The 22,132-nt window shown below is 40.6% G+C and carries 21 protein-coding genes and 1 tRNA gene; 6 read left to right on the forward strand and 16 right to left on the reverse strand.

What is annotated here, in order from left to right; genetic code table 11:
• Positions 1-99 precede the first annotated feature (99 nt).
• Positions 100-354, forward strand: coding sequence for a hypothetical protein (locus PY092_RS01630; protein WP_275614112.1), 255 nt, complete (start codon positions 100-102; stop codon positions 352-354).
• 36 nt (positions 355-390) lie between these two features.
• Here PY092_RS01630 and lepA read toward each other — a convergent pair whose 3' ends face one another.
• Positions 391-2,187, reverse strand: a complete 1,797-nt coding sequence (gene lepA / locus PY092_RS01635) for a translation elongation factor 4 (protein WP_275614113.1) — start codon at positions 2,185-2,187, stop codon at positions 391-393.
• A gap of 149 nt (positions 2,188-2,336) precedes the next feature.
• Between lepA and PY092_RS01640 the strand changes: the two genes are divergently transcribed.
• Both PY092_RS01640 and dusB read left to right on the forward strand, forming a co-directional pair.
• The gene (locus PY092_RS01640) at positions 2,337-4,757 is read left to right on the forward strand and encodes an outer membrane beta-barrel protein (protein ID WP_275614114.1); all 2,421 of its coding nucleotides are present in this window, start codon (positions 2,337-2,339) and stop codon (positions 4,755-4,757) included.
• 52 nt (positions 4,758-4,809) lie between these two features.
• Entirely contained in the window at positions 4,810-5,802 is a 993-nt protein-coding gene (gene dusB, locus PY092_RS01645; protein WP_275614115.1) for a tRNA dihydrouridine synthase DusB, read from the forward strand.
• Here the strand turns inward: dusB and PY092_RS01650 are convergent.
• On the reverse strand, positions 5,799-7,004 hold the full coding sequence (locus PY092_RS01650) for an ABC transporter permease (RefSeq protein WP_275614116.1): 1,206 nt from the start codon (positions 7,002-7,004) through the stop codon (positions 5,799-5,801). The genes dusB and PY092_RS01650 overlap by 4 nt on opposite strands.
• A gap of 2 nt (positions 7,005-7,006) precedes the next feature.
• Positions 7,007-7,402: a 30S ribosome-binding factor RbfA gene (gene rbfA / locus PY092_RS01655; RefSeq protein ID WP_275614117.1), complete on the reverse strand. Its 396-nt coding sequence runs from the start codon at positions 7,400-7,402 to the stop codon at positions 7,007-7,009.
• A gap of 101 nt (positions 7,403-7,503) precedes the next feature.
• On the opposite strand from rbfA, the gene mce reads away from it, so the two are divergent.
• Positions 7,504-7,908: a methylmalonyl-CoA epimerase gene (gene mce / locus PY092_RS01660; RefSeq protein ID WP_275614118.1), complete on the forward strand. Its 405-nt coding sequence runs from the start codon at positions 7,504-7,506 to the stop codon at positions 7,906-7,908.
• A 62-nt stretch (positions 7,909-7,970) separates the two neighbouring features.
• A tRNA-Ile gene (locus PY092_RS01665) sits at positions 7,971-8,044 on the forward strand.
• Between the two features lie 331 nt (positions 8,045-8,375).
• On the opposite strand, the gene PY092_RS01670 is transcribed toward PY092_RS01665, so the two are convergent.
• Genes PY092_RS01670 through PY092_RS01695 form a run of 6 tightly spaced genes read right to left on the reverse strand, consistent with a single transcriptional unit; the run spans position 8,376 to position 15,561 of the window.
• Positions 8,376-8,891 carry a hypothetical protein gene (locus PY092_RS01670; protein WP_275614119.1) on the reverse strand — a complete coding sequence of 172 codons (516 nt, stop codon included), beginning with the start codon at positions 8,889-8,891 and terminating at the stop codon, positions 8,376-8,378.
• A 3-nt stretch (positions 8,892-8,894) separates the two neighbouring features.
• Positions 8,895-9,626, reverse strand: a complete 732-nt coding sequence (locus tag PY092_RS01675; protein WP_275614120.1) for a DUF3800 domain-containing protein — start codon at positions 9,624-9,626, stop codon at positions 8,895-8,897.
• A gap of 12 nt (positions 9,627-9,638) precedes the next feature.
• A complete protein-coding gene (locus PY092_RS01680; protein WP_275614121.1) occupies positions 9,639-10,571 on the reverse strand; it encodes a restriction endonuclease in 933 nt (310 codons plus the stop codon).
• A 16-nt stretch (positions 10,572-10,587) separates the two neighbouring features.
• A complete protein-coding gene (locus PY092_RS01685; protein ID WP_275614122.1) occupies positions 10,588-14,346 on the reverse strand; it encodes a class I SAM-dependent DNA methyltransferase in 3,759 nt (1,252 codons plus the stop codon).
• Between the two features lie 3 nt (positions 14,347-14,349).
• Positions 14,350-15,000 (reverse strand): hypothetical protein, encoded by a 651-nt coding sequence (locus PY092_RS01690; protein WP_275614123.1) that lies wholly within the window; start codon positions 14,998-15,000, stop codon positions 14,350-14,352.
• 3 nt (positions 15,001-15,003) lie between these two features.
• The gene (locus tag PY092_RS01695; RefSeq protein WP_275614124.1) at positions 15,004-15,561 is read right to left on the reverse strand and encodes a hypothetical protein; all 558 of its coding nucleotides are present in this window, start codon (positions 15,559-15,561) and stop codon (positions 15,004-15,006) included.
• Positions 15,562-15,873: 312 nt separating this feature from the next.
• Between PY092_RS01695 and PY092_RS01700 the strand changes: the two genes are divergently transcribed.
• A complete protein-coding gene (locus PY092_RS01700) occupies positions 15,874-16,266 on the forward strand; it encodes a helix-turn-helix domain-containing protein (protein WP_275614125.1) in 393 nt (130 codons plus the stop codon).
• A 95-nt stretch (positions 16,267-16,361) separates the two neighbouring features.
• On the opposite strand, the gene PY092_RS01705 is transcribed toward PY092_RS01700, so the two are convergent.
• The 7 genes from PY092_RS01705 to PY092_RS01735 all read right to left on the reverse strand — a co-directional run bounded on the left by PY092_RS01705 (position 16,362) and on the right by PY092_RS01735 (position 22,125).
• On the reverse strand, positions 16,362-17,153 hold the full coding sequence (locus PY092_RS01705) for a nucleotidyl transferase AbiEii/AbiGii toxin family protein (RefSeq protein ID WP_275614126.1): 792 nt from the start codon (positions 17,151-17,153) through the stop codon (positions 16,362-16,364).
• On the reverse strand, positions 17,150-17,941 hold the full coding sequence (locus tag PY092_RS01710; protein WP_275614127.1) for a type IV toxin-antitoxin system AbiEi family antitoxin domain-containing protein: 792 nt from the start codon (positions 17,939-17,941) through the stop codon (positions 17,150-17,152). The genes PY092_RS01705 and PY092_RS01710 overlap by 4 nt, the downstream gene beginning before the upstream one ends.
• Before the next feature lie 193 nt (positions 17,942-18,134).
• Positions 18,135-18,590 (reverse strand): DUF6730 family protein, encoded by a 456-nt coding sequence (locus tag PY092_RS01715; protein WP_275614128.1) that lies wholly within the window; start codon positions 18,588-18,590, stop codon positions 18,135-18,137.
• 10 nt (positions 18,591-18,600) lie between these two features.
• Positions 18,601-19,461: a relaxase/mobilization nuclease domain-containing protein gene (locus PY092_RS01720; protein ID WP_275614129.1), complete on the reverse strand. Its 861-nt coding sequence runs from the start codon at positions 19,459-19,461 to the stop codon at positions 18,601-18,603.
• Positions 19,462-19,466: 5 nt separating this feature from the next.
• Positions 19,467-19,763, reverse strand: coding sequence for a mobilization protein MbpA (gene mbpA / locus PY092_RS01725; protein WP_275614130.1), 297 nt, complete (start codon positions 19,761-19,763; stop codon positions 19,467-19,469).
• A 45-nt stretch (positions 19,764-19,808) separates the two neighbouring features.
• Positions 19,809-20,711 carry a toprim domain-containing protein gene (locus PY092_RS01730; protein WP_275614131.1) on the reverse strand — a complete coding sequence of 301 codons (903 nt, stop codon included), beginning with the start codon at positions 20,709-20,711 and terminating at the stop codon, positions 19,809-19,811.
• Between the two features lie 205 nt (positions 20,712-20,916).
• Positions 20,917-22,125, reverse strand: a complete 1,209-nt coding sequence (locus tag PY092_RS01735; protein ID WP_275614132.1) for a primase-helicase family protein — start codon at positions 22,123-22,125, stop codon at positions 20,917-20,919.
• Between the last annotated feature and the right edge of the window lie 7 nt (positions 22,126-22,132).

Here is a 22,132-nt window from a genome sequence, read left to right on the forward strand (position 1 = left end):
GATACATCAATTCATATAGGGCATCCGTCAATTGAGGGGTAAGTAAAAGATTGAGTACAAGTATTTTGGTGGCTCATTAACCAACAAATCATTTAAAAGATGAAAAAACTTGTACTTACAGCACTTGTGGCTGCCGCATTAATGACTTCCTGTTCCAAAGACGATGGCCCCAAATGTGAATCATGTACCTCAGAACTTGGAAACAAGTTTGAAATTTGCGACAACGGCGATGGTACTTACGACGCCACTTCAGGTGGTGTTACTGAAACAATTACAGAGGGGGAACTTGAAGGGTTTACCCCTAAACAGGATGTAGAACTTTCTTGTGCTTTAGACTCTGGACAAGACCTTTAAAATATAGCGGCATGTGTTAAAGTGGGTAAACAGGGCTTAGTCATTCAACTTAAGCACGGCCATAAAGGCCTGCTGTGGAATTTCCACATTCCCCACTTGGCGCATGCGCTTTTTTCCTTTTTTCTGCTTTTCCAACAATTTACGCTTACGGGAAATATCCCCGCCATAACATTTGGCCGTAACGTCCTTTCTCAAGGCTTTTATGGTTTCCCTGGAAATAATCTTGGAACCGATCGCTGCTTGGATCGGAATATCGAATTGTTGTCTTGGAATCAGTTCCTTCAATTTCTCGCACATCTTTTTACCGATATGGTAGGCATTGTCAAAATGTACCAAGGCCGATAGGGCATCAACAGGTTGTGCATTCAATAAAATATCCACACGCACCAATTTTGAAGTGCGCATTCCTATTGGGGAATAATCAAACGAGGCATATCCTTTGGAAACGGTTTTTAGGCGATCGTAGAAATCAAAAACGATTTCCGCCAAAGGCATATCAAAGATAAGCTCTACACGCTCAGGGGTCAAATAGGTCTGGTTCACGATCTGCCCTCGTTTTTCAATGCAGAGCGACATTACATTCCCTACAAAATCAGCTTTGGTAATGATGGTCGCTTTTATATATGGCTCTTCGACCCTGTCAATGGTAGAGGGGTCGGGTAAGTCAGATGGATTGTTGACAATAATTGGCTCGGGGTCACCCTTGGTGGTGTAGGCGTGGTAGCTCACGTTGGGCACCGTAGTGATCACGGTCATATCAAATTCGCGCTCCAAACGCTCTTGAATGATCTCCATGTGCAGCATCCCCAAGAATCCGCAACGGAATCCAAAGCCCAAAGCAGCACTGCTCTCGGGCGTGAACACCAAGGAAGCATCATTCAATTGCAATTTCTCCATTGAAGAACGCAAATCTTCAAAATCTTCGGTATCCACAGGGTAGATACCAGCAAAAACCATAGGTTTTACATCCTCGAAACCACCGATTGGATTTTTGGTAGGGTTTGCAGAATCAGTGATGGTATCCCCCACTTTTACTTCGCGAGCATCCTTTATCCCGGTAATCAAATAACCTACATCGCCGGTTGAAATCTTGTTTTTGGGAATTTGGGTCAACTTTAAAGTCCCAATCTCATCCGCGTCATAGGATTTTCCCGTAGCAACGAATTTTATTTTTTGTCCTTTGGCAATCTCCCCATTTACCACCCTAAAATAGGTCTCAACACCTCTAAACGGATTGTAGACGGAGTCAAAAACCAAGGCCTGTAATGACTCGTCACGATTCCCTTTGGGCGGGGGAATACGTTCAATGATGGCGGTTAATATTTCTTCGATTCCAATCCCGGTTTTAGCACTTGCTTGGATTACTTCTTCCGGCTTACACCCCAAAAGGTCCACGATATCATCGGTAACTTCCTCTGGGTTGGCACTTGGAAGATCCACTTTGTTGAGGACAGGAATAATTTCCAAATCATTTTCCAGCGCCAAATAAAGATTGGATATGGTCTGTGCCTGAATGCTCTGAGCGGCATCCACAACCAAAAGAGCACCCTCACAAGCAGCTATGGATCGAGATACTTCATATGAAAAATCAACGTGACCGGGAGTGTCAATCAGGTTAAGTGTGTACGTTTCCCCATTGTGCACATAGTCCATTTGAATGGCATGGCTCTTGATCGTGATGCCACGTTCGCGCTCCAAGTCCATATTGTCGAGCAACTGGTCCTGTTTTTCACGTTCGGTCACCGAGCCGGTAAAATCCAACAAACGGTCTGCCAAGGTACTTTTACCATGGTCTATGTGTGCAATGATGCAAAAATTCCTGATCTTCTCCATATCAACAATAATATACCTTACAAAGGGATATAATCAACTGCAAATATAATTGTTTTAAATACCCGCAAATGGTTTTTATGAATAAGAAAATTGCAGCGCATTCCGCTCAAAAATAATTTCTTAGATTTGATGTTCAACCCAAACCACAGATGAAGAACCTCGCCTCTATTGTTTTATTGGTGTTTTTTGCAATATATGGCATGCAAGCCCAGACCTTTACGATTACCGGAAAGGTGGTGGACGAACAGAATCAGGTAATTCCCTATGCCAATATTTTATTGCTTCAAGCTACGGATTCCACTTTTGTGCAAGGGAGTTCTGCCAACGAAAAGGGCATCTTTGAATTATCTGAGGTAGTACCTGACCTTTATTTGTTACAGGCCAGCTATGTGGGCAGAGGTTCTGAGCCAAGGGCATTGGACATAAAAAACAACATTTCCCTTGGAGCACTTATCATTCCCATGGAAAGCAACGAGTTGGATGAGGTTGTGGTCACTGCTCAGCGACCAAAACTTCAACGATTGCCGGACAGACTTGTCTTTTCGGTCGAAAACACAGTGGTTTCCCAAGGAACATCATGGGATATTCTGAAAAATACGCCAGGGGTCATCGTCAATCAGGATGATCTCTTGATTCGTGGTCAAAATGCGACGGTCTACCTCAACGATAGGAAGGTACAGCTCTCGGGACAAGAGGTTCGGGATTTGCTACAGGGGCTTTCGGGCACCAATATCAAATCCGTAGAGGTAATAGCCAACCCTCCTGCACGATATGATGCCGAAGGTGGCCCGATATTGAACATTGTGACCAGTAGAAACATCATCCCAGGATACAAGGGCAGCATCAACGGAACTTTCACACAGGCTGTTTTTCCAAAATTCAGCGTAGGTACAAGTCATTATTACAAAACGGATAAACTCAACTTGTTTGCCAACTATACCATCAACCCTAAAAAGGAAGTCAATAAAACCAAGAAGGGCATCAATTTCATGGACGAATCCAATGATGTTTTCTCTATTTGGGACACGGATTACAATCAAACGGATAAATCACAATCGCAAAATGCCAGCTTTATCTTGGATTATGATTTTGACGATCGAAACAGCTTGAATGTCACCTCCAATCTGCTCTTTAATCTGGATCAAGAGCAAAGAACCTTGCTGAACAATGAAATAAGGAATGGTCAAGCTCAATTGGATTCCACTTTTACCACGCAGAACAATGCCAATATGGACAACACAAACTTGGCATTCGACCTGTCCTACGTGCACAAATTGAAGAAAGAGGGTGCACAAATCAGGGCCAATGGACACTATACCTACTTTAATGGGGAAATGTTCCAACGGCTGTCCTCTGATTATTTTGATGCCGATGGCACTTTTTTGAGGGATTTTGGATTTGATACCGATTCGGACCAAGAAATCAAAATTTTTACGGGGCAATTGGACTATTCCACCCCAATCGGCAGCGCTTCTTTTGAATCCGGAGCGAAGATTTCATCAATTACTTCGGAAAACACGATGAACTTTTTCAATTTTAATGGGTCCAGCAATACGGTGGATGCATCTCAGTCGGACAGGTATATTTATGATGAGGACGTGTATGCTGCTTATTTGAGTTTTGTGAAAAATTGGGATAAATGGTCCATGAAGCTGGGTGTTCGCGGAGAGCTGACCAAGGCCGAAGGGAACTCCATCACTTTGGGAGAGACCAATACCCAAGACTTTTTTGAACCGTTTCCGTCCGTTTACTTGCTGTATTCGCCATCGGACAAGCATAGCTTTTCTTTTGATTACGGAAGAAACATCAACAGGCCCAAGTATAACGACTTGAATCCTTTCCGATTTTTCTACAATGAAAACGATTATGAGGAAGGAAACCCCGGGCTTCGACCAAGCTTCAGCAACAATTTCAACTTTAATTATACGCTCAACAGCGAATATTTCTTTGATGTGTACTATCGCGACAATGGCAGCAACATTGCCTATTTGGTGTTTCAGGACAACGAAGACCAAACCTTGGTGGAACTCAAACAGAATGTGCTGGAGAGTCAATCCTATGGATTGGATTTTACCTTGAGCAAATCCATTGCTCCGGCCTGGTTTATGTATGCCTATACTTCATTGTTCCATGAGGAGGAGACATATTTGGCCGAAGAAAGCGGAAACGTGCCCTTTACCAACGAAGTGAACGGGGTATATGCTTATTTGGGCAACTATTTGACCTTGTCCAAGGATGGAACCTTCACGGGAGAGATTACGGGAACCTATGTCTCCAAGTTTCTTTTTGGATCGTATGTGTCCGATGAGCAATTCAATTTGACCATTGGTTTGAGAAAGACCATGTTTGATGATAAAATTATCTTATCACTCGCTGCCGAGGATATTTTGGAACAATACGTGCCCACCTATCGTTCACAGTACCTCAATCAGGACAATTTTTACCGAAGACGCCCCGAAACACAGTTTATTCGCTTTGGTTTTACCTATAATTTTGGAAACTTCCGATTGGAGGACAACGAGCGCGGAATAGATAAAAATGAGCGCGATCGACTTCAATCGCAGGACTAGCTTTTTGGTTTTAAGCTATTTTGTACTTTTGCAGTCCAAAAAACCGTAGGATTTGCCAAAAATTGGAAACATAGAACTTCCTGATTTTCCGCTTCTTCTAGCTCCGATGGAAGACGTGAGCGACCCTCCTTTTCGTAAACTGTGCAAGGAGCAGGGCGCCGATGTGGTGTATACCGAGTTTATTTCTTCCGAAGGATTGATCAGGGATGCCGCAAAGAGTGTCATTAAACTGGACATTTATGAAAAAGAGCGCCCCGTGGGCATCCAGATTTTTGGCGCCGAACTGGATTCCATGTTGCAGGCTGTGGATATTGTGGAAGCATCCAACCCTGATATCATCGACATCAATTTTGGCTGTCCCGTTAAAAAGGTGGTCTGCAAAAATGCTGGTGCCGGTATATTGAGGGATATTCCCTTGATGGTAAAGCTTACAGAAGAAATCGTAAAGCGTACCAAGTTGCCCGTGACCGTAAAAACACGATTGGGTTGGGACCAAAATTCCATCAAAATTGTTGAGGTAGCGGAACGCTTGCAGGATGTCGGCATTGAGGCCATCTCCATTCACGGACGTACCCGTGTTCAGATGTACAAGGGTGAGGCTGATTGGAAGCCCATTGCCGAGGTAAAAAACAACCAACGAATGCACATTCCTGTTTTTGGGAACGGCGATGTGGACACCCCCGAAGCGGCAGTAAAAATGCGTGACGAATTCGGATTGGACGGTGCCATGATCGGTAGGGCAAGTATTGGTTACCCTTGGTTTTTCAATGAAGTGAAGCACTACTTCAAAACAGGCGAGCATTTATCGCCTCCCACCATGCAGGAACGCGTAGAGGCCGCCCGCAGACACTTGCAAATGGCCATTGATTGGAAGGGCGAAAAACTGGGTGTTTTTGAAACCAGAAGACACTACACCAACTATTTTAAGGGCATTCCACACTTTAAGGAGTACCGAATGAAAATGGTGACCAGTGATGCTGCTGCGGATGTTTTTGCTGCCTTTGATGAGGTTCAGGAAAAATTTTGGGATTACCAGTTTGCTTAAGCGGAGATTAATTTTTTGCTGATTCGGCTGCTCGCAATTTTTGAAGAGATTAAGCCCAAAACAACTATGGTTCCGATGACAATCAACAAGTTGATCACATTGAATTCCACAGGATAGGCTAAAGATGGTGTGATCTTCAACCACCCGAAAGCCAGCTGGGACCCAATCAACAAAGATCCTATCAACACGCCAATCAGACCGCCAAATGAGGTAACCAAAATACCCTGAATAAAATAGATGTGGCGCAACTCCTTGATGGTCGTACCTAGACTGAAGAGTGTTTTGGAGTTCTGCTGCTTATCCAAGATCATCATGATTATCGCCCCAACAACATTAAAAAGGGCAATGATCAATACCAAGGTAAAAATCAAATAGGTCGCCAAGTTTTCGGTGTTCAGCATACGGTAAAGGGAGGTGTTTTGTTCCCTGCGGGTCAAAACGGATGTTTTTTCGCCCAAAACCTCGACAATGGAGTTTCTGACATCATCTGGGGAGGCATTTCCCATCAATTTAAAATTGATACCAGAGACTTCTGTACTGTCTTTCTGTAACAGGCCTTGTACCACGGGAAGGCGGGCAAATACATATTTTTTATCCAAAGATTCCTCAACGGCAAACACGCCGCTCACGACCAAGGGAAGATCATTATAAGGTTTGGAATTAAATCCTTGTTGCGAAAAGGAACCTTCGCCAGGTTTGGGCACCAAAACCTCCATTGCGGTCCTGTTGTTCATGGGCACGCCCAACAGGTTATATATCCCAAAACCAATAACGCCATTGTAGACATCGGCACCCCAGTTTCCAAAAATGAGGGTGCTGTCCACTCCCGTAACGGCACGGTAATTTTCGTCCACCCCCTTAATGTAGGCAATGGTACTTTTTTCTTTATAGGTAAGGTAGGCCCGTTCTTCCAGTTCCTTAGAAAAATTGGCCAGTCCCTCTATTTCCGAAAGGGCCGATTCTTCATCCGCAGAAAGGGTAAAATGTTTTCCAATAGTTGGCGAAGCCTTCAGGTCTGGATCAAACGTATTGGAAAAGGAAAGGCTGAATGTCTTTAGACCAGCAAAAGCGGATAGCACAATAAAAAGGGCCGCGGAGCCTATCACAATCACTAAAAAAGTAATGAAATTGATGATATTTACCGCATTTTGGCTGCTTTTGGATCGTAAGTAACGCTTTGCGATATAAAGGGGAAAGTTCAAAATCAGGATTTCTTACGTTTGTCGAGCAAGTCCCTGTTCTCGATAGGGTTTTCTTCTCTTTTCAATGATTTTTCAATCCCTTCGATGTACTCCAAGGAATCGTCCAGATAAAAATTGAGTTCAGGTACACGTCTTAACTGGTGCTTGGTACGCTGGGCCAGTTCGTAGCGAATGGCTACTTGGTTCTCTTTGATGCCTTCCAATAGCTTTTTGGCACCCTTGTTCGGAAAAATGCTCACATACACCTTGGCCAAGGATAGATCTACGGTTACGGAAACCTTGGACACGGAGATCAATGTTCCCTTGAGGCCACCATCGGTAGCGGCACGTTGTAAAATGTCGGCCAGGTCTTGTTGAATGATTCCTGCGATTTTTTTCTGTCTTTGTGTTTCCTCCATACTGCAAAAATAAGCGAATTAATGACTAACCTCACTTTATGAACCATTTACAGTGCTTAATTTTGGCAAAAGGTGAACATTAAACGCTTATTATAGCCACTATGGATAAAATTGAACACATCGGAATCGCGGTGGAAAACTTGGAAGCATCCAATACCCTGTTTGAAAAATTGTTGGGCGTGCCCCACTATAAAATTGAAGAAGTGGTCTCGGAAGGGGTAAAGACGTCATTCTTTCAATCGGGCCCCAATAAGATAGAATTGCTGGAGGCGACAAAGCCCGAAAGTCCCATTGCCAAATATTTGGAAAAGAAAGGAGAGGGCATTCATCATATAGCATTTGCGGTGGAGGATATTATTTCGGAAATAGAACGATTAAAGGATGAGGGTTTTGTGGTTTTGAACGAAACCCCAAAAAAAGGAGCGGACAACAAACTGGTGGCATTTTTGCATCCAAAAGGGACCAATGGTGTACTGGTGGAGCTTTGCCAAGAAATAAAAGAGTAGTAGAGCCGTTAAAACCTTGCGCTGAAGAAAAATAAACACTAATATTGCATCCGCAAAATGCGGGTCCTATAGCTCAGCTGGTTAGAGCACCTGACTCATAATCAGGGGGTCCCTGGTTCGAGCCCAGGTGGGACCACGGAAAACCTCTCTAAACGTTTGATTTAGAGGGGTTTTTATCTTTATAGGGGGCAATTTAGGGGGCAATGTTTTGGAACTTTAACTTTTAACGCTTTAGGAAAGTACTGATTATCTTGTTATAGCTTAATTGCTTCCTTTGGAACAATAAACCCCAAGATAAAGCGTTGATTCTGTTAACAATACTGTTAATAACTTGGTTATTAGTAAGAGTTGTCATAGATTTACACTGTCAATACCCAAAGGGTAAAGGACTTGGCTTAGCACTAGTTGCATCGATCGTATTGCCTTAAGATACGTGCCTCACTTACGAAGTGGGGTTTTTTTTGTCTTTAATTTTGGTATTGATTATACCAGTTCTGAAACTTCCTTCTCTCAATTTCATCAACTTTAAAGGCAGTTACTAATTGCAAGCTTTCCGTAATTTCTCTTATAATGACAACATAGTCTTTCTCATAGAGCCAAAAATATCTTTGGTTATGGCCATTTGCATGTGACCGTTCAAAAAATCTTATACGACCATTATCCCTATAATGAACAACAGGTTTTATCCAATGGATTTTATTTGCTCTTTCAGGATCAAAATTTCTTTTACCAGAATGCTTGCTCTCTCGTGTACAAATATGTTCAAAACCTACGGGTTTTCCTCTGAAAAGGGGGTGTCTTGACCTACGATTATCATATACAACCCTAATGTCATCTATATAAATAGGTTCCTCAATAATGTCTTTTTTAAAGACTCCGTACAATTGGTACATTTGGTCGTCTGTTGGAGCATCCAGATCTAAATACTCAAATAAATCTTCAATGAGGTCAAGCTCATGTTCATCATCAAAAAAATCGTGCATGACTTATTCCTTGGTTTGAATTTGAAAATCGAAAATGTTAAACTTCTCTTCAAACGGCGGGGTACCATCATTTAAAAGATAACCAGACCTTTTTTCTAAATATGAAACTATTTCTTTTTTTACTTCAGAAGCACCAACATTTTTGTGCAGTTTTCTAGCCTTGTAAGTTATAGCTCCAATAAAAAAGTCAGCAAGCTGTAAAAATTCATTTTCATCTGAACGAATGTGTTGAAAAAAGTTAAATGGAGATTCACGGTTATATTTATTTTGATATTCTTGGTTAAGCCTCAAATCTAACTTATTCAATCGTTCTTTGCCTCGAGTATCCTTAATATCCAATATTACTTTATGCGGTGACTCTATATAGTTTACATAAGGGTTACGGAGTAATAAATAAACCAATGTGTAGTAAAAAGCATTGTGATCACCTCGATTATATTTTTCATGATCTAGTTGGTTCTTGTTTTTTACCAAAATAGCCCTGAATTGGATATCATTTTCAAAGAAAAAATCAATTAAACTTTTATAAAGATCTATTCTTGAATGGGATAACTTATTCCACTTTATCTCTGTGGGAGATTTATATTTTAGTTTTAGTTTTTTTAAGGAATCCTTATAGGCTTGATAGTTTTTTGAAGCAATCTTTGTGTACCCGATACACATCAAAGGTTGACCATCATTTTCCAAATGGCAACTCTCATCAATGTAAATTGTGTAATCGTAAGGACTTTTCATAAATGGTGGTTTCTACTCCTCAAAATAATCTAAATCAATTTTTTTAATCTCAATTGTATCGGCAATTTGAACACCTAGATTGTACTCAATTGCCAACTCTGACAGTTCTTTTCCGTCAATTAATACAATCTTTTGTTGTTTACTATCCAGCGCTGTTTGTATGGCACTTGACGAAAATCTACTAGTGGTTAAAAACACACCTTTATTCACACCTTGTAAAGCCAAGGAACCGATGAAGTTTCTTATTTCTGGAGAACCTACTGAGTTATTAGTAAATCGTTTTGCTTGAATATATACATTTTCAAGTCCTAATCTGTCTTGGGAAATAATACCATCTATACCTTGGTCTCCTGTTTGTCCTGTATGTGCGGATGAATCTTTGTTAAAGTCACCGTAGCCCATTTTTTGCAATAGTTGAATAACAAATCGCTCAAAATATTGAAACGAATTTTCCTTGAGTTTATCTAATAATTCAGATGCTAATTCATTGTTTAATTGTTCAACTGTTGTTGCTAAAACTTCTTCGGGTGTTTGCTCTTCACTAATTTCCGAAGTCACCGTTTTAGGTTTGCTGTTCCCTTTATTAAAAGTCTTTCGCCATTCTTGATAATCAGGAAATTGCTCTAGCTGCTTCATTCTTAGTTTTTGAGGATTCTTTGCTAAAAAACTTTTCCCAACATCGGTAATTTGGTAAACTCCTCTATCAGGGTATTTTATTAGTCCCGCCTTTTTGAGATAACTTCGCGTCCAACCAACACGGTTTCTAAACAAGCCCATTTGCTTACTTGGAACTTGTATCTTTAAATGTGCTTCAGTAAGATTAAAATGCTTGGAGAGCAGCCGCATTACCTCGTTTAAAGATTTTGGGGCGCCATCTTCCAACAGTTTAAGCATAGGGAGCATTATAGACTGAAAATCTGGAATATCATTTTTTAAATCGCTCATTTACAAAGGTTTTAAGTTATCCATTCTCAACAATCGCAATTTCTTCCTCTGTCAACCCAAAAAGCTGATAGATTAGGTTATCGATTTGATTTTCAAGTTCGGAGGTGTCGGCTGATGAATCCTTGTTTTTAAGCTCTAATATTTTATCTACAGTTATCTCGATTTCTAAAAGCTCACTTTTTGAAGGCTCCTTAACCGGCAATAATTCAATTTTGTATTTTTTCCACCTATTTGTACCCATTCCCGTTGTAGTTCCGATTAAATTAAAATACCACTCCGAAACTTTTGAATTTAAAACAGCCAAAAGGAACTTCAACTTTTTCCCAGTCATTAAAAAAGTGGTTGCCTCCGCATAAAAACCTTTGTCATCAAATGCAAATTTGGGTTTGTCCGAAATTTCACCCCAAACAATTTTGGGCTTTTCAAAATCTTCTAAGTATGCACAATTACGAAGATTTGTCCAATGATCTCCTTGATCATAACGACTCTCAACCTTTGGTAAAAATGTTTTTAAATGTTCATAGATTATTGGATATTCATTTTCTACATCAATTCTTTTTAATCCGCTTGACTTTAATCCATTGTGAGAGTTGATTAAATACACATTTTCAAATTGATAGCTAAATTTTTTCAAATCCCTTCCTCGTAAAATTGGCATTATAATTTCTTCATTGGATGCATCAAGCATTATAAGCTCATCCTTTTTATGTTCATCAATGATAAAAGCCGCATTGTAACCCGTTAAAAATCCCCTGTTAATCTCAACATCAAACTCTTTTAATTGCCTTCCTTGTTTTTCTATTTTTGCTTTAAGTGCTCCTTCTGCCTGATTCCCCACGAACCATTCAGATGTTTCCGGTATTGCAAATTCAAAATGATTGATTTCAAAATAGTCGGATAAAGAGGCCCCCAAAGTGTAATCATTCGATAAGTTTACAACGGAAAAGGGTTCCGTGAGTTTTCTTTTTTGTAAGGTTATTATGTTTGACTCAACCGTGGCCTCTTCAAATATTTGGATATCCTCAATGTTCAAAAGGGAAATAGGTTGAAGGGTTTTCATAAAGTAGGCTTTCAATGATTCACCATAAATAGCCCTGAGCCAAGAATTTGAAGTGATATATGTTAAATACCCCTCATTTTTTAGAATACCCCCTCCTAATTCATAGAAGAGGCAATAGATATCGGCTCCTTTGGAGTAAGTTTCATACCCTGCGTTTGAAAAGTAGTCTGCTTGCTCTTTAATTTTAGACATTGAAAAATATGGTGGGTTGCCTATGACCACATCGAAACCAACATAGTCACCATTATCATTTAAAACTTCAGGAAATTCAAACCGCCATTCAAAAGCATTTTCATAGATGACATTGTTTACAATTTCCTCTTTTTCTAACAGAGCTTTTTCAGCCTTTTGTCGTAGTTTTTTAAGATTGTTCTTATCGACTTTGGTTATATTTTCCCCAAAAGCTTCTAGGTTATTTAGCCTCTCCTGTTCATTGATTACTTTACCTTGAGCTTTTTGGAGCTTGGCAATAAACCTGTTGTCCAGAGTACTCCTAAAATTATTTTTGACCTCGTTGATGATTTGTAAAATTTCGCGCTTTTTCTCTTTTGAGGCCGTGTTTTTATAGTCGGCAACGGCTTTTTTATAATCCAAAAATCCGTAGGGTATTGTTTTGTCCTTAAAAGCTGCTTTTAGATCATCGTGCAAGGCAAATCGGCTTATCAAGGAGTTGCCAGTTTTGATGTTGATGTCAATATTGGGTAACGTCTCCAGCTCGTTATCCCCTTTGTAATAGGCATTCTTGAGCAACTCGATCCATAACCGCAAACGGCATATTTTAACCGAATTGGGGTTAATGTCCACCCCAAAAAGACAGTTTTCTATCAGGGTTTGCTTTTCATGGAAAAGAGCCATTTGAACCCGTTGACTCTCTTTGTTGCCGGGACGGTACTCAAACAGTCCTCCTTCATCATCGGTTATCACTAGTTCATCATTGACGACTTCAACCTCATATTCTTTTAATCGTTTGCCCTCAACATCCTGCAATATTTTAAGGTCGTTCTTAATAGCGATCAGCTCGTTGAGTGCTGAAACCAAAAAATGGCCTGAGCCCACGGCAGGGTCACAGATTTTTAAGCTGTTGATGACGGTGTTTGCTTCATTCCTGTCTTCAATCTTATCATATACATCATCTAGGCCTTTACAGCCCCAGCCTTTTACCTCATTGAATTTTTGGACCACTGCTTTACGAATGGTCTCCTGGCACATATACATGGTGATAAAACCAGGGGTAAAGAACGAACCTTCCTTATAACCATTTATCTTTTCAAAAATGAGCCCAAGTACCGAGGCGTTGATCAGTGTTTTGTTGTCTTCTTGAATATCTTCGGAGCCCTCGCTACTAAAATCGTAAGCATCCAAAAATTCAAATAAATATTCGAGTGTTGAAAGTTCACCTGAACGTTTTTTGCCCTTTTCATCTTTAAGTACGGTTAGAGCAATTATGGGTATAGGCTTATCGTCTCGAAGATTGCTAACAAATATGGTATCATGCTCTATGTCAGTTGGTTCAAAAAGCGATGAATTCAGGTATGGTACTTTATTAAAAAGGGTTTGAGCTTCCTCATTTCGCTCTTCTTGTCTTTTTGCCAGCACTTGAAAGAAAAGACTATCAAGATCATCATAGTCCTTAATCATTTTTAGATTGAGGAAAGCATATTTAGAATCTCCTTTATGGTAGCGAATAAGTTGTGCTTCGAGCAACTTTAAAAAGAGAACTCGATTGACCCAAGTAATAACAAGCTCCAAAGCCACATTAAACAACCGCTCTTCTTTAGTATCTCCATATTTTCTAGGGTTGGGCAATCGGTTAATTTTATCCCGACTATCCAATTGAAGTATGGTGTTCTCCAAAAGGCTTCCTAAGTTTCGTTGCTCTTCCTCGTTTCGTTGAATTAATTTCTTACTGCCTTTTTTGATTTCCGAAAGCCCTATGATATGTAGTAATTCACTATAAAACTTTTTATCAAGGCTATTGCTATCATTTACAAAAGGTTCTTTTAAAAGATGTTGCGGAGAAAGCACCTTTAAAAGGGAAACAAGTTTTTGGTCATCCTTCGGGTCATCATTGCGAACTACTTTTTCGTATTTGCGCAAGTCAAAGTATACAAAAGCCAATGTCTCTTCAAATGCAGTTAAAAAAGGCTTTGCAATTTCATTATAGAAGAAATCGGTGTTTGTGCCGGATAAAATTCCAGCTTCAAAATCTTTGAATTGTTTCACCAAGCTTTTATTGGCCACAAATTTTTTTTCAAAATCATTGGCATCAAAAATGAACCACTCAAAAAGATTAGTGATAATTAGGTTTTTTACTTCTAGGTTTCCATTGGAAATACGTTCCCTTAAAAAGTATAAGAGCAATTCGTGAAACGCTTTTTTGTTGAGATTTTCAACAGAAACCATTTCACTTTTATTTTTTGGATTCTTAGCCTCGATTATTACACCAACTGGGCTATTGGGTTTGGGGCCTATATGGATTACTTGGTCCTTGCGCCCACTTGTGTTAATGAAATGGTTATTGTGATAAAGAGAATCTTTCAGAAACCCTGAAACCAGGTTTTTATGATATTCTTCTGATTCATGCTCATTGGAAAAGTCTAAAACCTTTATCAGGTTTGTTTTAAAAAGTTCTATTTCCTCACGATATGGCTTTACTTTTAAAAAGGCCTTGTTTAACGCCTTTCGCGGTTTAATTGGTTTGGCAATTGAATTCATATTCTATAATTCTTGAAACCTTTTTGAGCTTATAACATTGCCTAGTAAGCTATACGATGCTGCAGCTGCGTTGCGAGCTGAAGGATGATAAAAATCGATGATTTTTGAATTTTTATATCTTCCGATAGTGATGTTGTATCCACTACTTTTCCATTCAACTGTGTCAAATAGTTTATTGCGAAGCTTTCCCCAGGTTAAACCAGTAATGATAATATCAGGTTCAATAATTTCTATTTGTTTAAGCAACCACTCCTTGTTTTGTAACAAGTGTTTTTCCATTTCTGAATAGTTGGATTTTCCACCACCACCAATTTTCTTGACATTCATAAAAGCTACATGAAAAATAACATTTTTAAACCCTTCTTTGTCATGCCACATTAATTCAAATTCAGGAAAATCCTTTAAAATTCCGTAACTCCACTCGGCTAAACGATGTGAAAAAGTATATTTAAGGCCTTCCTTCCACCATTCGCGAAAATCACCAGCTTCCTGTTTGGGGTTATTAGGTTCCTTGGTTAAAAAAAGAATTTTTGTTTTTGCCTTTAAATAGAGATCCTCATTGTTTATACCATCTTTTATAAACTTACCTTGATAATCAGGAGTTTCATTCTCCCATTTTTTAAATAATTGGTTTAACTGTTCTGTTTTGGTCATTTGCTAATCTACATTTTCAAAAAACTTTACAGCATATTTGCAATATTCCATGATGGTATCCTTACAGGTCTCAAACTCTTTTCTACTTCCTAGCCAATTTCTGCATTTTTCCGTGATTTCCTTACCTTCTTTGAGTTCAGAATAAGAGATGCATTTTATATGTTTTGGCGTAACCAAAACAAATAGCGCATTCTCAAATGGGTAATCGCCATAGTTTTCAATATCCTTAATGCTGAGTTTTCCACTTTTTCGGTATTTTACTTCGATGAAGTGGGCCTGCTTGTCTTTAAACACCACAAAGTCGGGCATCTGTCGAATGTTTTTGGAGACATCGCCTCTAACTCCCTTCAACAAATCAGCTATTCCGGGTATAGTGTTTTCCATACCATATTTGTAAACCTGAAAATCTAAGGATATAAAAAGTTGTTCTATGATGGTTTCGGCAATGCGGCCCTTTATTACGCCGGCCACCCATTTATTTCCGTTTTCTTTTTGGTAACAATCGGTACAAAGACCGTTTTTGAACTTGGTGTATTCACCACATTCTATGCAATCTGGCATATTTATTTTGATGGTTTGGTAAACTACCAAAATAGCTATTACACTCCACTTTAACAATTAACCACGATGAGAATTCAGAATTTTCTTATTTAATTCTTGAAAGCATTAATTTTTCTATGGGTCATTTTGCCACTTCTTTTTTCGTAAGTCACATTCATTTTTGAGAAGATTGGGCTTTGGATTGATGGTTCGAGAAGCATTGACCATATTAAGTTCATGTTCTCAAGTACCTTAATATGAGTATCTAAGTTTATTAGACCCGTTTTGTGTTTTAAAATCGGATTATTGTGTGAAACACCCTATATTTGAGATATGGAGACAACGACCAAGAACAACCATTTAGGCAGAAAAATCAGCAGGATTAGGGAACTCCGTGGCATGAAACAGGAGACCTTGGCCGAGGAACTCGGTATAAGCCAACAGGCCGTTTCCAACATTGAGAACTCCGAGAAGGTGGATGATGCCAAGTTGGAGGAAATTGCCAAGGCATTGGGGGTTACAAAGTGGGCTATAGAAAATTTCTCAGACGATGCCGTGTTCAATTACTTCAACTCTTTTAGTGATAATAGTATTAACCAAGGGCCAATTGGTGCTCACAACACATGCAACTTTAATCCATTGGATAAAGTAGTTGAGCTATATGAACGCCTTGTTCAGGCGGAAAAAGATAAGGTTGCCTACTTAGAAAAGCTATTGAATAAATAGTTTTTTGAATTTTGAACCAGTTAATTCTTCTTAGATTATCCTATTGCTTCACAACGAATACGGTGCATCAAGAATATATAGCATAATCTTTAAGATTATATTTTTGAGATTATTTGATTTTTGATGATTTCGTAAGCGTTTCTTTGATCGTATTCAATGCCAGGTCTTAGCAAGGCGTAGATATCCCCGCCGAAATCTGAATCATCTATTTTTTCATCCATATTCAACAGGAACTGTTTTTGTGTTGGTGATTGACCTCTTGAGAAATCCATATAGTGCTTGTATATTGATACTAATTTGTCTGTATCAACTCCCAGTACACTTATTGCATGGTACAAGTCAAATAGATCCCGTCCCTTTCTACGTTGATATAGTGCCCTTAGTTTCGTGGCCAATAACTCCTCAATAGAAAAAGAATTCATGGTACAGCTTCCGGAAAACCATCCGTTCTCCATACTATGTTCCAACTCGGTATAGCCCATGACAGTAAAATGTTCACGAGTGTTGATTTCAATCTTCAACCGCATATTGACAACCGGGGGGATTTCAGATTCAAAGCGATAGGTCGCCGTATTCATGTTGATATTCTGCTTAATGTTCCTTTTGGTTCCCAAAAAGTCAAGCTGCTTTCCAATAGCTTGCAATATGGGCTTTATTGGGCCGTCTTTTATCTGAACCAAATCAATATCCTCGGAATAACGGGCCTGGGGTTTCAAATAGATTTTATGTAAGGCCGTACCGCCACGAAACGCTACATGCTCCTTTAAAAAAGGATCCGAAAACAAAGCCACCAAAGCGCGTTCTATGACTAAGTCTTGTTCCACTTGTGCGTCTGTCGGCCATGGGGCATTTGCTTTCCATTCCGTAATATATCTCCTCGGTATCATGAAAAATCCAGTTCATTATTAATGATCAAGTTCCATTTATCATCCGTGAAACCACATTTGTTCTTTTGGGATAATGATAATGGAGCCGTATTGGTTTTATTTGCCCTCAAAAAAGTAGACAGATCATCTACAAGTTTAGTTTCTGACAACTGCTCCAATAGATAGCCCAATCGCTGTATGGTGGGCAAGGATGATTCCTTGGCAATAGCTAAAATTCTTGACGACTTAAAATTCTCGCTTAGTTCTTCAAGAACCGGAATCACTCTGTTTAATCCTCCTATTTGCTTATGATAATGCACTAAATCAACAGCGGTCAATTCAGGAGTTGAGACCAAGACATATCCGGCATCGGTTTTCTTTTGCTCCAGCCAATCACTCTTCCAAGAGCCCTTGGTAAAAAATTCTAGATGTTGATTTTTGGCCTTTATGTCCCTTAGGGCGGGTTTTTTAATTATAATCTGCGATTGCATCGGCTGTTGGTGTCCTGCGCCATGAAGTGCAGCAGCGGAATATAAACCAAGATAGTATTCCCTATTTAGGAAATTCATCATATCATCCAAATAATAAGTAGTGGGCAATATTCCCTGGTGGGAATATTGAGGAGGGACGATTACATAAAATTCTTTGCGTACCTGGGCAAGTTTGTTTTCCTTTTTTAAACGGTGTAGCTTTTGGGCAATCGCCTTTTCGTTTGGACCAAAGCGTTCCCTAAGTTCTTGCAAACTAACAGCATATCTGCCTTGAGCTTGGATTTCATATAAATAGTCTGAAATATCGTGGCCTATCACCTCAAATCTGTTTGCGTAAATTTATGATAAATGTAGTTAATTGCAAACAAATATTCGCTAAGTCTATTCAGAATTACAGTTTCAGCTTAGATAAAACCCAAATCTTACCTCCAACTTCAGCGCATGGATCCTATCCTATTTTTGCAGTGTTCGGAAAAATAAGCGTCAAGCAAAAATAGGATAGGGCGCTGCTCTACTTTTTGCTGTTATCCTCCAGCCATTTTTGGTAGTGTTCATTTGCTTGTGGGCTTGATTCAAGGAATGCCCCAAAATGTCCCATCGCACTGTCCCGTCCTTTGTTGAATGATGCCTCTTCTTTCTTAGTTATGCTTGATACCTGATAGATTGAAAACCCAAGGACCAATAGGATACACACCAACAATCCCCATGAAAGTTTTATGGCCCAACTGGGCAATAGTATGGATCGCTCTATCTTGTAAAGGATTCTCTGCATCAATCTTTGCTGTTCCTCAATGTTGTTTTTTTGGTTGCTACCGTACTCCTTTAGAAGTGCATTTAATTCGCTGGTATCTGGCTTTAATGGAAAGTTTTTCAAACCTTCATTTGCCTTTTCCAGTCGACCGATGCTCTTTTCAAAGCTGTTGATCTCCTCAGTCAACAGTTCCGCTATTTCATCCAGTTTTGCCATGGCATGTTCTTTAGATTCCTATTCCCGTGTCCCTGACCACCTTGATGGCCAGTTTGATGGATTTCTTTATGATGGTCTTGGTCAAACTTATGGGGACATTTACCGTCCTGCCCAAAAGTTGCATGCTCTTTTCCTTTGCGATTCGCTGTACCATGTCCTTTTCAAAGTTCATTTGACTGGCTATCCTTCCCATGGACATGGAACGGTGCACCTCACTGCCCTTGAGGTTGGTTCCCTTGTACTCAAACCGGAAGCCCTGCAACTGGTTCTGCCTGTTGATGCTCGGGATGACCTTTACATTGTTCTGCTCCATGGATTTGATGTACTGGTCAAAATCTCTTGGCCTGTCCCTGGCCATGACCTTTTCATGTATCCGCTGTATTTCAGATCGGAGCTCCTGCATCCGATACAGTTTTTCCTGCTGCGCCTCCCTTACCGTGGTAAGTTCCATTTGTCTGGCCACCCGCTCGGCCATCTGTTGGCTTCGCTTTCCTATAAAACTGTCATTGTAGGCCTTTCCCTCGAAGCTTATTCGGTTGGCATACAGATGGACGTGCACATGTTCCTTGTCCCTGTGGACAAAGGCAACGGCCTGGTGATCCCGAAGTTTCATTTCCTTTAGGAAGCGCTCGGTCAATTCCTTGAGCTGTTGCGCTTCCAGTTTCTTGCCATCCTCAATGGTGGGACTGAGCACAAAACTCAGTGTATTCTTTTTGCACAGCTCGTTCTGCTCTTGGATCACACGGAACTCCTCTGTAATTTCTTGTGGGGTCTCCCCTGCCAGAAATTGGCTGTGGATGATCTCGGCTTCCTTCTCCTCGTTCATTCCATAGCTCATGGAGGCTGCAGTGTGCGATATGGATTTTCCCATGCCGATCATTTCTTGAAATTTAAAAGGTGTTGTCTAATCTCTTTGGCCAATTGGGCCGTTTCCTCTGCCAATTTGGGGTTCCGTTTTCGGAACATGTTGGTGATCAGCCTGAAATTTCGCTGGTATTTGACCAATAGCTTATAGGCCTCTATCTGTTCATCAGTCATCCGTTCCACAATACGGTCATCGAAGGCTGCACGCCTACAGTACGCACTGATGGACAGACCGCTTTTTCTGGCCTTGACCTTCAGCAGTTTCTTCTCGTAGACCGAGCACCGGAACTGTACGAACTCCTTTTTCATTTTTCCTTCATCTTTTGCGACCTTCGGGAGCAAAAGCAAGATTTGTCATGACAATGACACATCTTGAATTCGTTGCCGAACTTCATCTGCAGTGCTTTTTACCATCCATTCGTTCATATCCTTGAATCCATCATAGAAAAAGGACATATCCTTACTGTTCGGACACCTTTCCAATAAAAGTTCCGTCATTCCCATCCCAGTTCTGTCCCTGTCCAGAAATAACATAACATCTTCATATTCCATGATCTCTGCAACCATTCGTTTTACAAAGGCTGTGGTGTTCAATATCAATAGGTCATGGGTTGTTCCAAGTTTTGGTCTTTGTTCGATAAGGGAGAGCATATCGAACATCCCTTCTACAACGACCAATCCTTTGGAACCGTTCTTGATCAATGAAACATCCTTAGGGGATGTGGATCCCTTCCAATATCTGTTCCGCAGTTCCCATCCCCCGGACCTATTGGGAAGTCCGATGGCAAAATAGTTACGCCATCCGATTTTGTAGTGGACCTCCCTGCAGTGTTTTATTGCGGTCTTGGTCGAAATCTTTCTGGACCGCAGATAGGTCTGCAGGGCCCAGTGTTCGATTTCCTTTTCCTCCATGATTTCAATCGGTTTGTCGTTGTGTTCGGCTTCCTTCATTTTGGGTTGCCAGTGAAAAGAAAAATTGTTCAAGTTCCCCGACAATCGTTCCAAGGCCTCCTTAATCGTACAGTTGTCCATTTTCATGATCAGGTCTATCGTACTTCCGCCCTCAAAAGTCCCAAAGTCTATCCAATAATTTTGTTTTATCGATACCTTGAAAGAGGCTTGGGTCTCCCGTCGGAACGGACTGAGGAACCAAGCTTCTTTTTCCGTTTCCCGGACTGGAAAGTGCCCCAACTTGGCCAGCGTGGACACGATGCAAATGTTGCGGGCTTTTTCGCAGTCCAATCTCTTTTCTTTCATGGTTCTGTTTTTAATCGATTTTTGATGATTTGATGACAAATCTCTGGGAGACCCTATAAAAACTGGTGGTAGCCCCGTCATCATTTTGTCATCGTTTCATCGTTTTTGTTTTTTTATTCATTGTCCCTGTCATCATTTTTTATTTTGATGACAGAATGATGACAAAGTGATGACAGCTTGAACCCTTATAAACACTGGGCTTATATCAATCTGTCATCAAATCATCAAAATTTTGGACCAAAAAATTCTTTTTTATGGTAAAGTACCTACCCTTGGCGTCCTCGATGTTGATTTCACCGTTGGTCCAGATGGTGATCTTTTGGTACTTGTTGGAATTGGGCTGGTTGTCCAGTTTCCAATCATTTTTCAGCAACCGCCTCAGTTGGGTCAGGTCGGTCTTGACCCGTGTGCGGTTGAGTATGTGAAGGGCATCGATGGGACAGAGGTCCACGGAGTCCATCTCGAACTTTTCCATGGCACTGAGCAAAAGGCTGGCCAGTTCCTTCTCCACCCGGTTCCGGTTATTGTTCACCAGTTTCTTTAGGGCAGGGGTATAAATCTGTTTTGGCGTGAACCACATTCGGGTACTTTGCTTTGAACTGTACTCCCTTTTTGAAAGGAAATGTAAAAAAGCGGGCACTTCCTGGCCCAACTTGTCCAAGAAATCGGTGTCCTCCTTTTTTAGGGAAGTTATCTTCCTCACCCAGAACCGTGTCTCATGGGCGTCGATCTTGATAAAACTGTCCTCGTTATTGCTACAGAGGATGAACTTGCCAAAAAATTCCACTTCCCTTTTGTCCTTACCCTTGGCCTCCAGCTTGTTCCGATTGGTCGTGCTCAGGTACTTGATGCGCTCGGTGAGTTCCTCTTTGTTGAACAGTACCTCGTCCACGCATATCAGCAGCTTGTTGGCCCAGTCCGCATTGAACTGGCTTGCAAAGCTGTCATTGGTCAGGTAGGTCAGGTTGTTCCCGAAGATTTCCTTGAGCCATTTTAGAAAGGTACTTTTCCCGGTGTTCCTTTCGATGGAGACCAGACAAAGAATTGGAAGCACCTGCACCGGTCTTTGGTATAGAAGTTTCAGGTAGTCCAGCCCTAGCTCCATTTGGTTCCCGAATATATGGTCCAATAAAGCCTTTGTCCTTTTGATGCTTCCCTCTTTCGGTTCGTGCGCTAAAGGGGAATAGGTGTTGTAGAAACCATGGTGCTCCTTTTTGAAATCAGTATGGCAGGGGATACAGGCAAACCCATCATATTTGGGCACCTTACTAAGATAATCCTTGCCATGATCCTGCTTGATGATATGCTCGTTCCAAGGAACCAGCTGCTCGTTGAAATGTCCGGATATGGTGGGATACTTCACGATTTTATAGAAAGACGTGCCAATGCGGACATATGGAATATTTTTCGACATGACACTC

Source organism: Flagellimonas yonaguniensis (assembly GCF_029193885.1).
Lineage (GTDB): Bacteria > Bacteroidota > Bacteroidia > Flavobacteriales > Flavobacteriaceae > Flagellimonas > Flagellimonas yonaguniensis.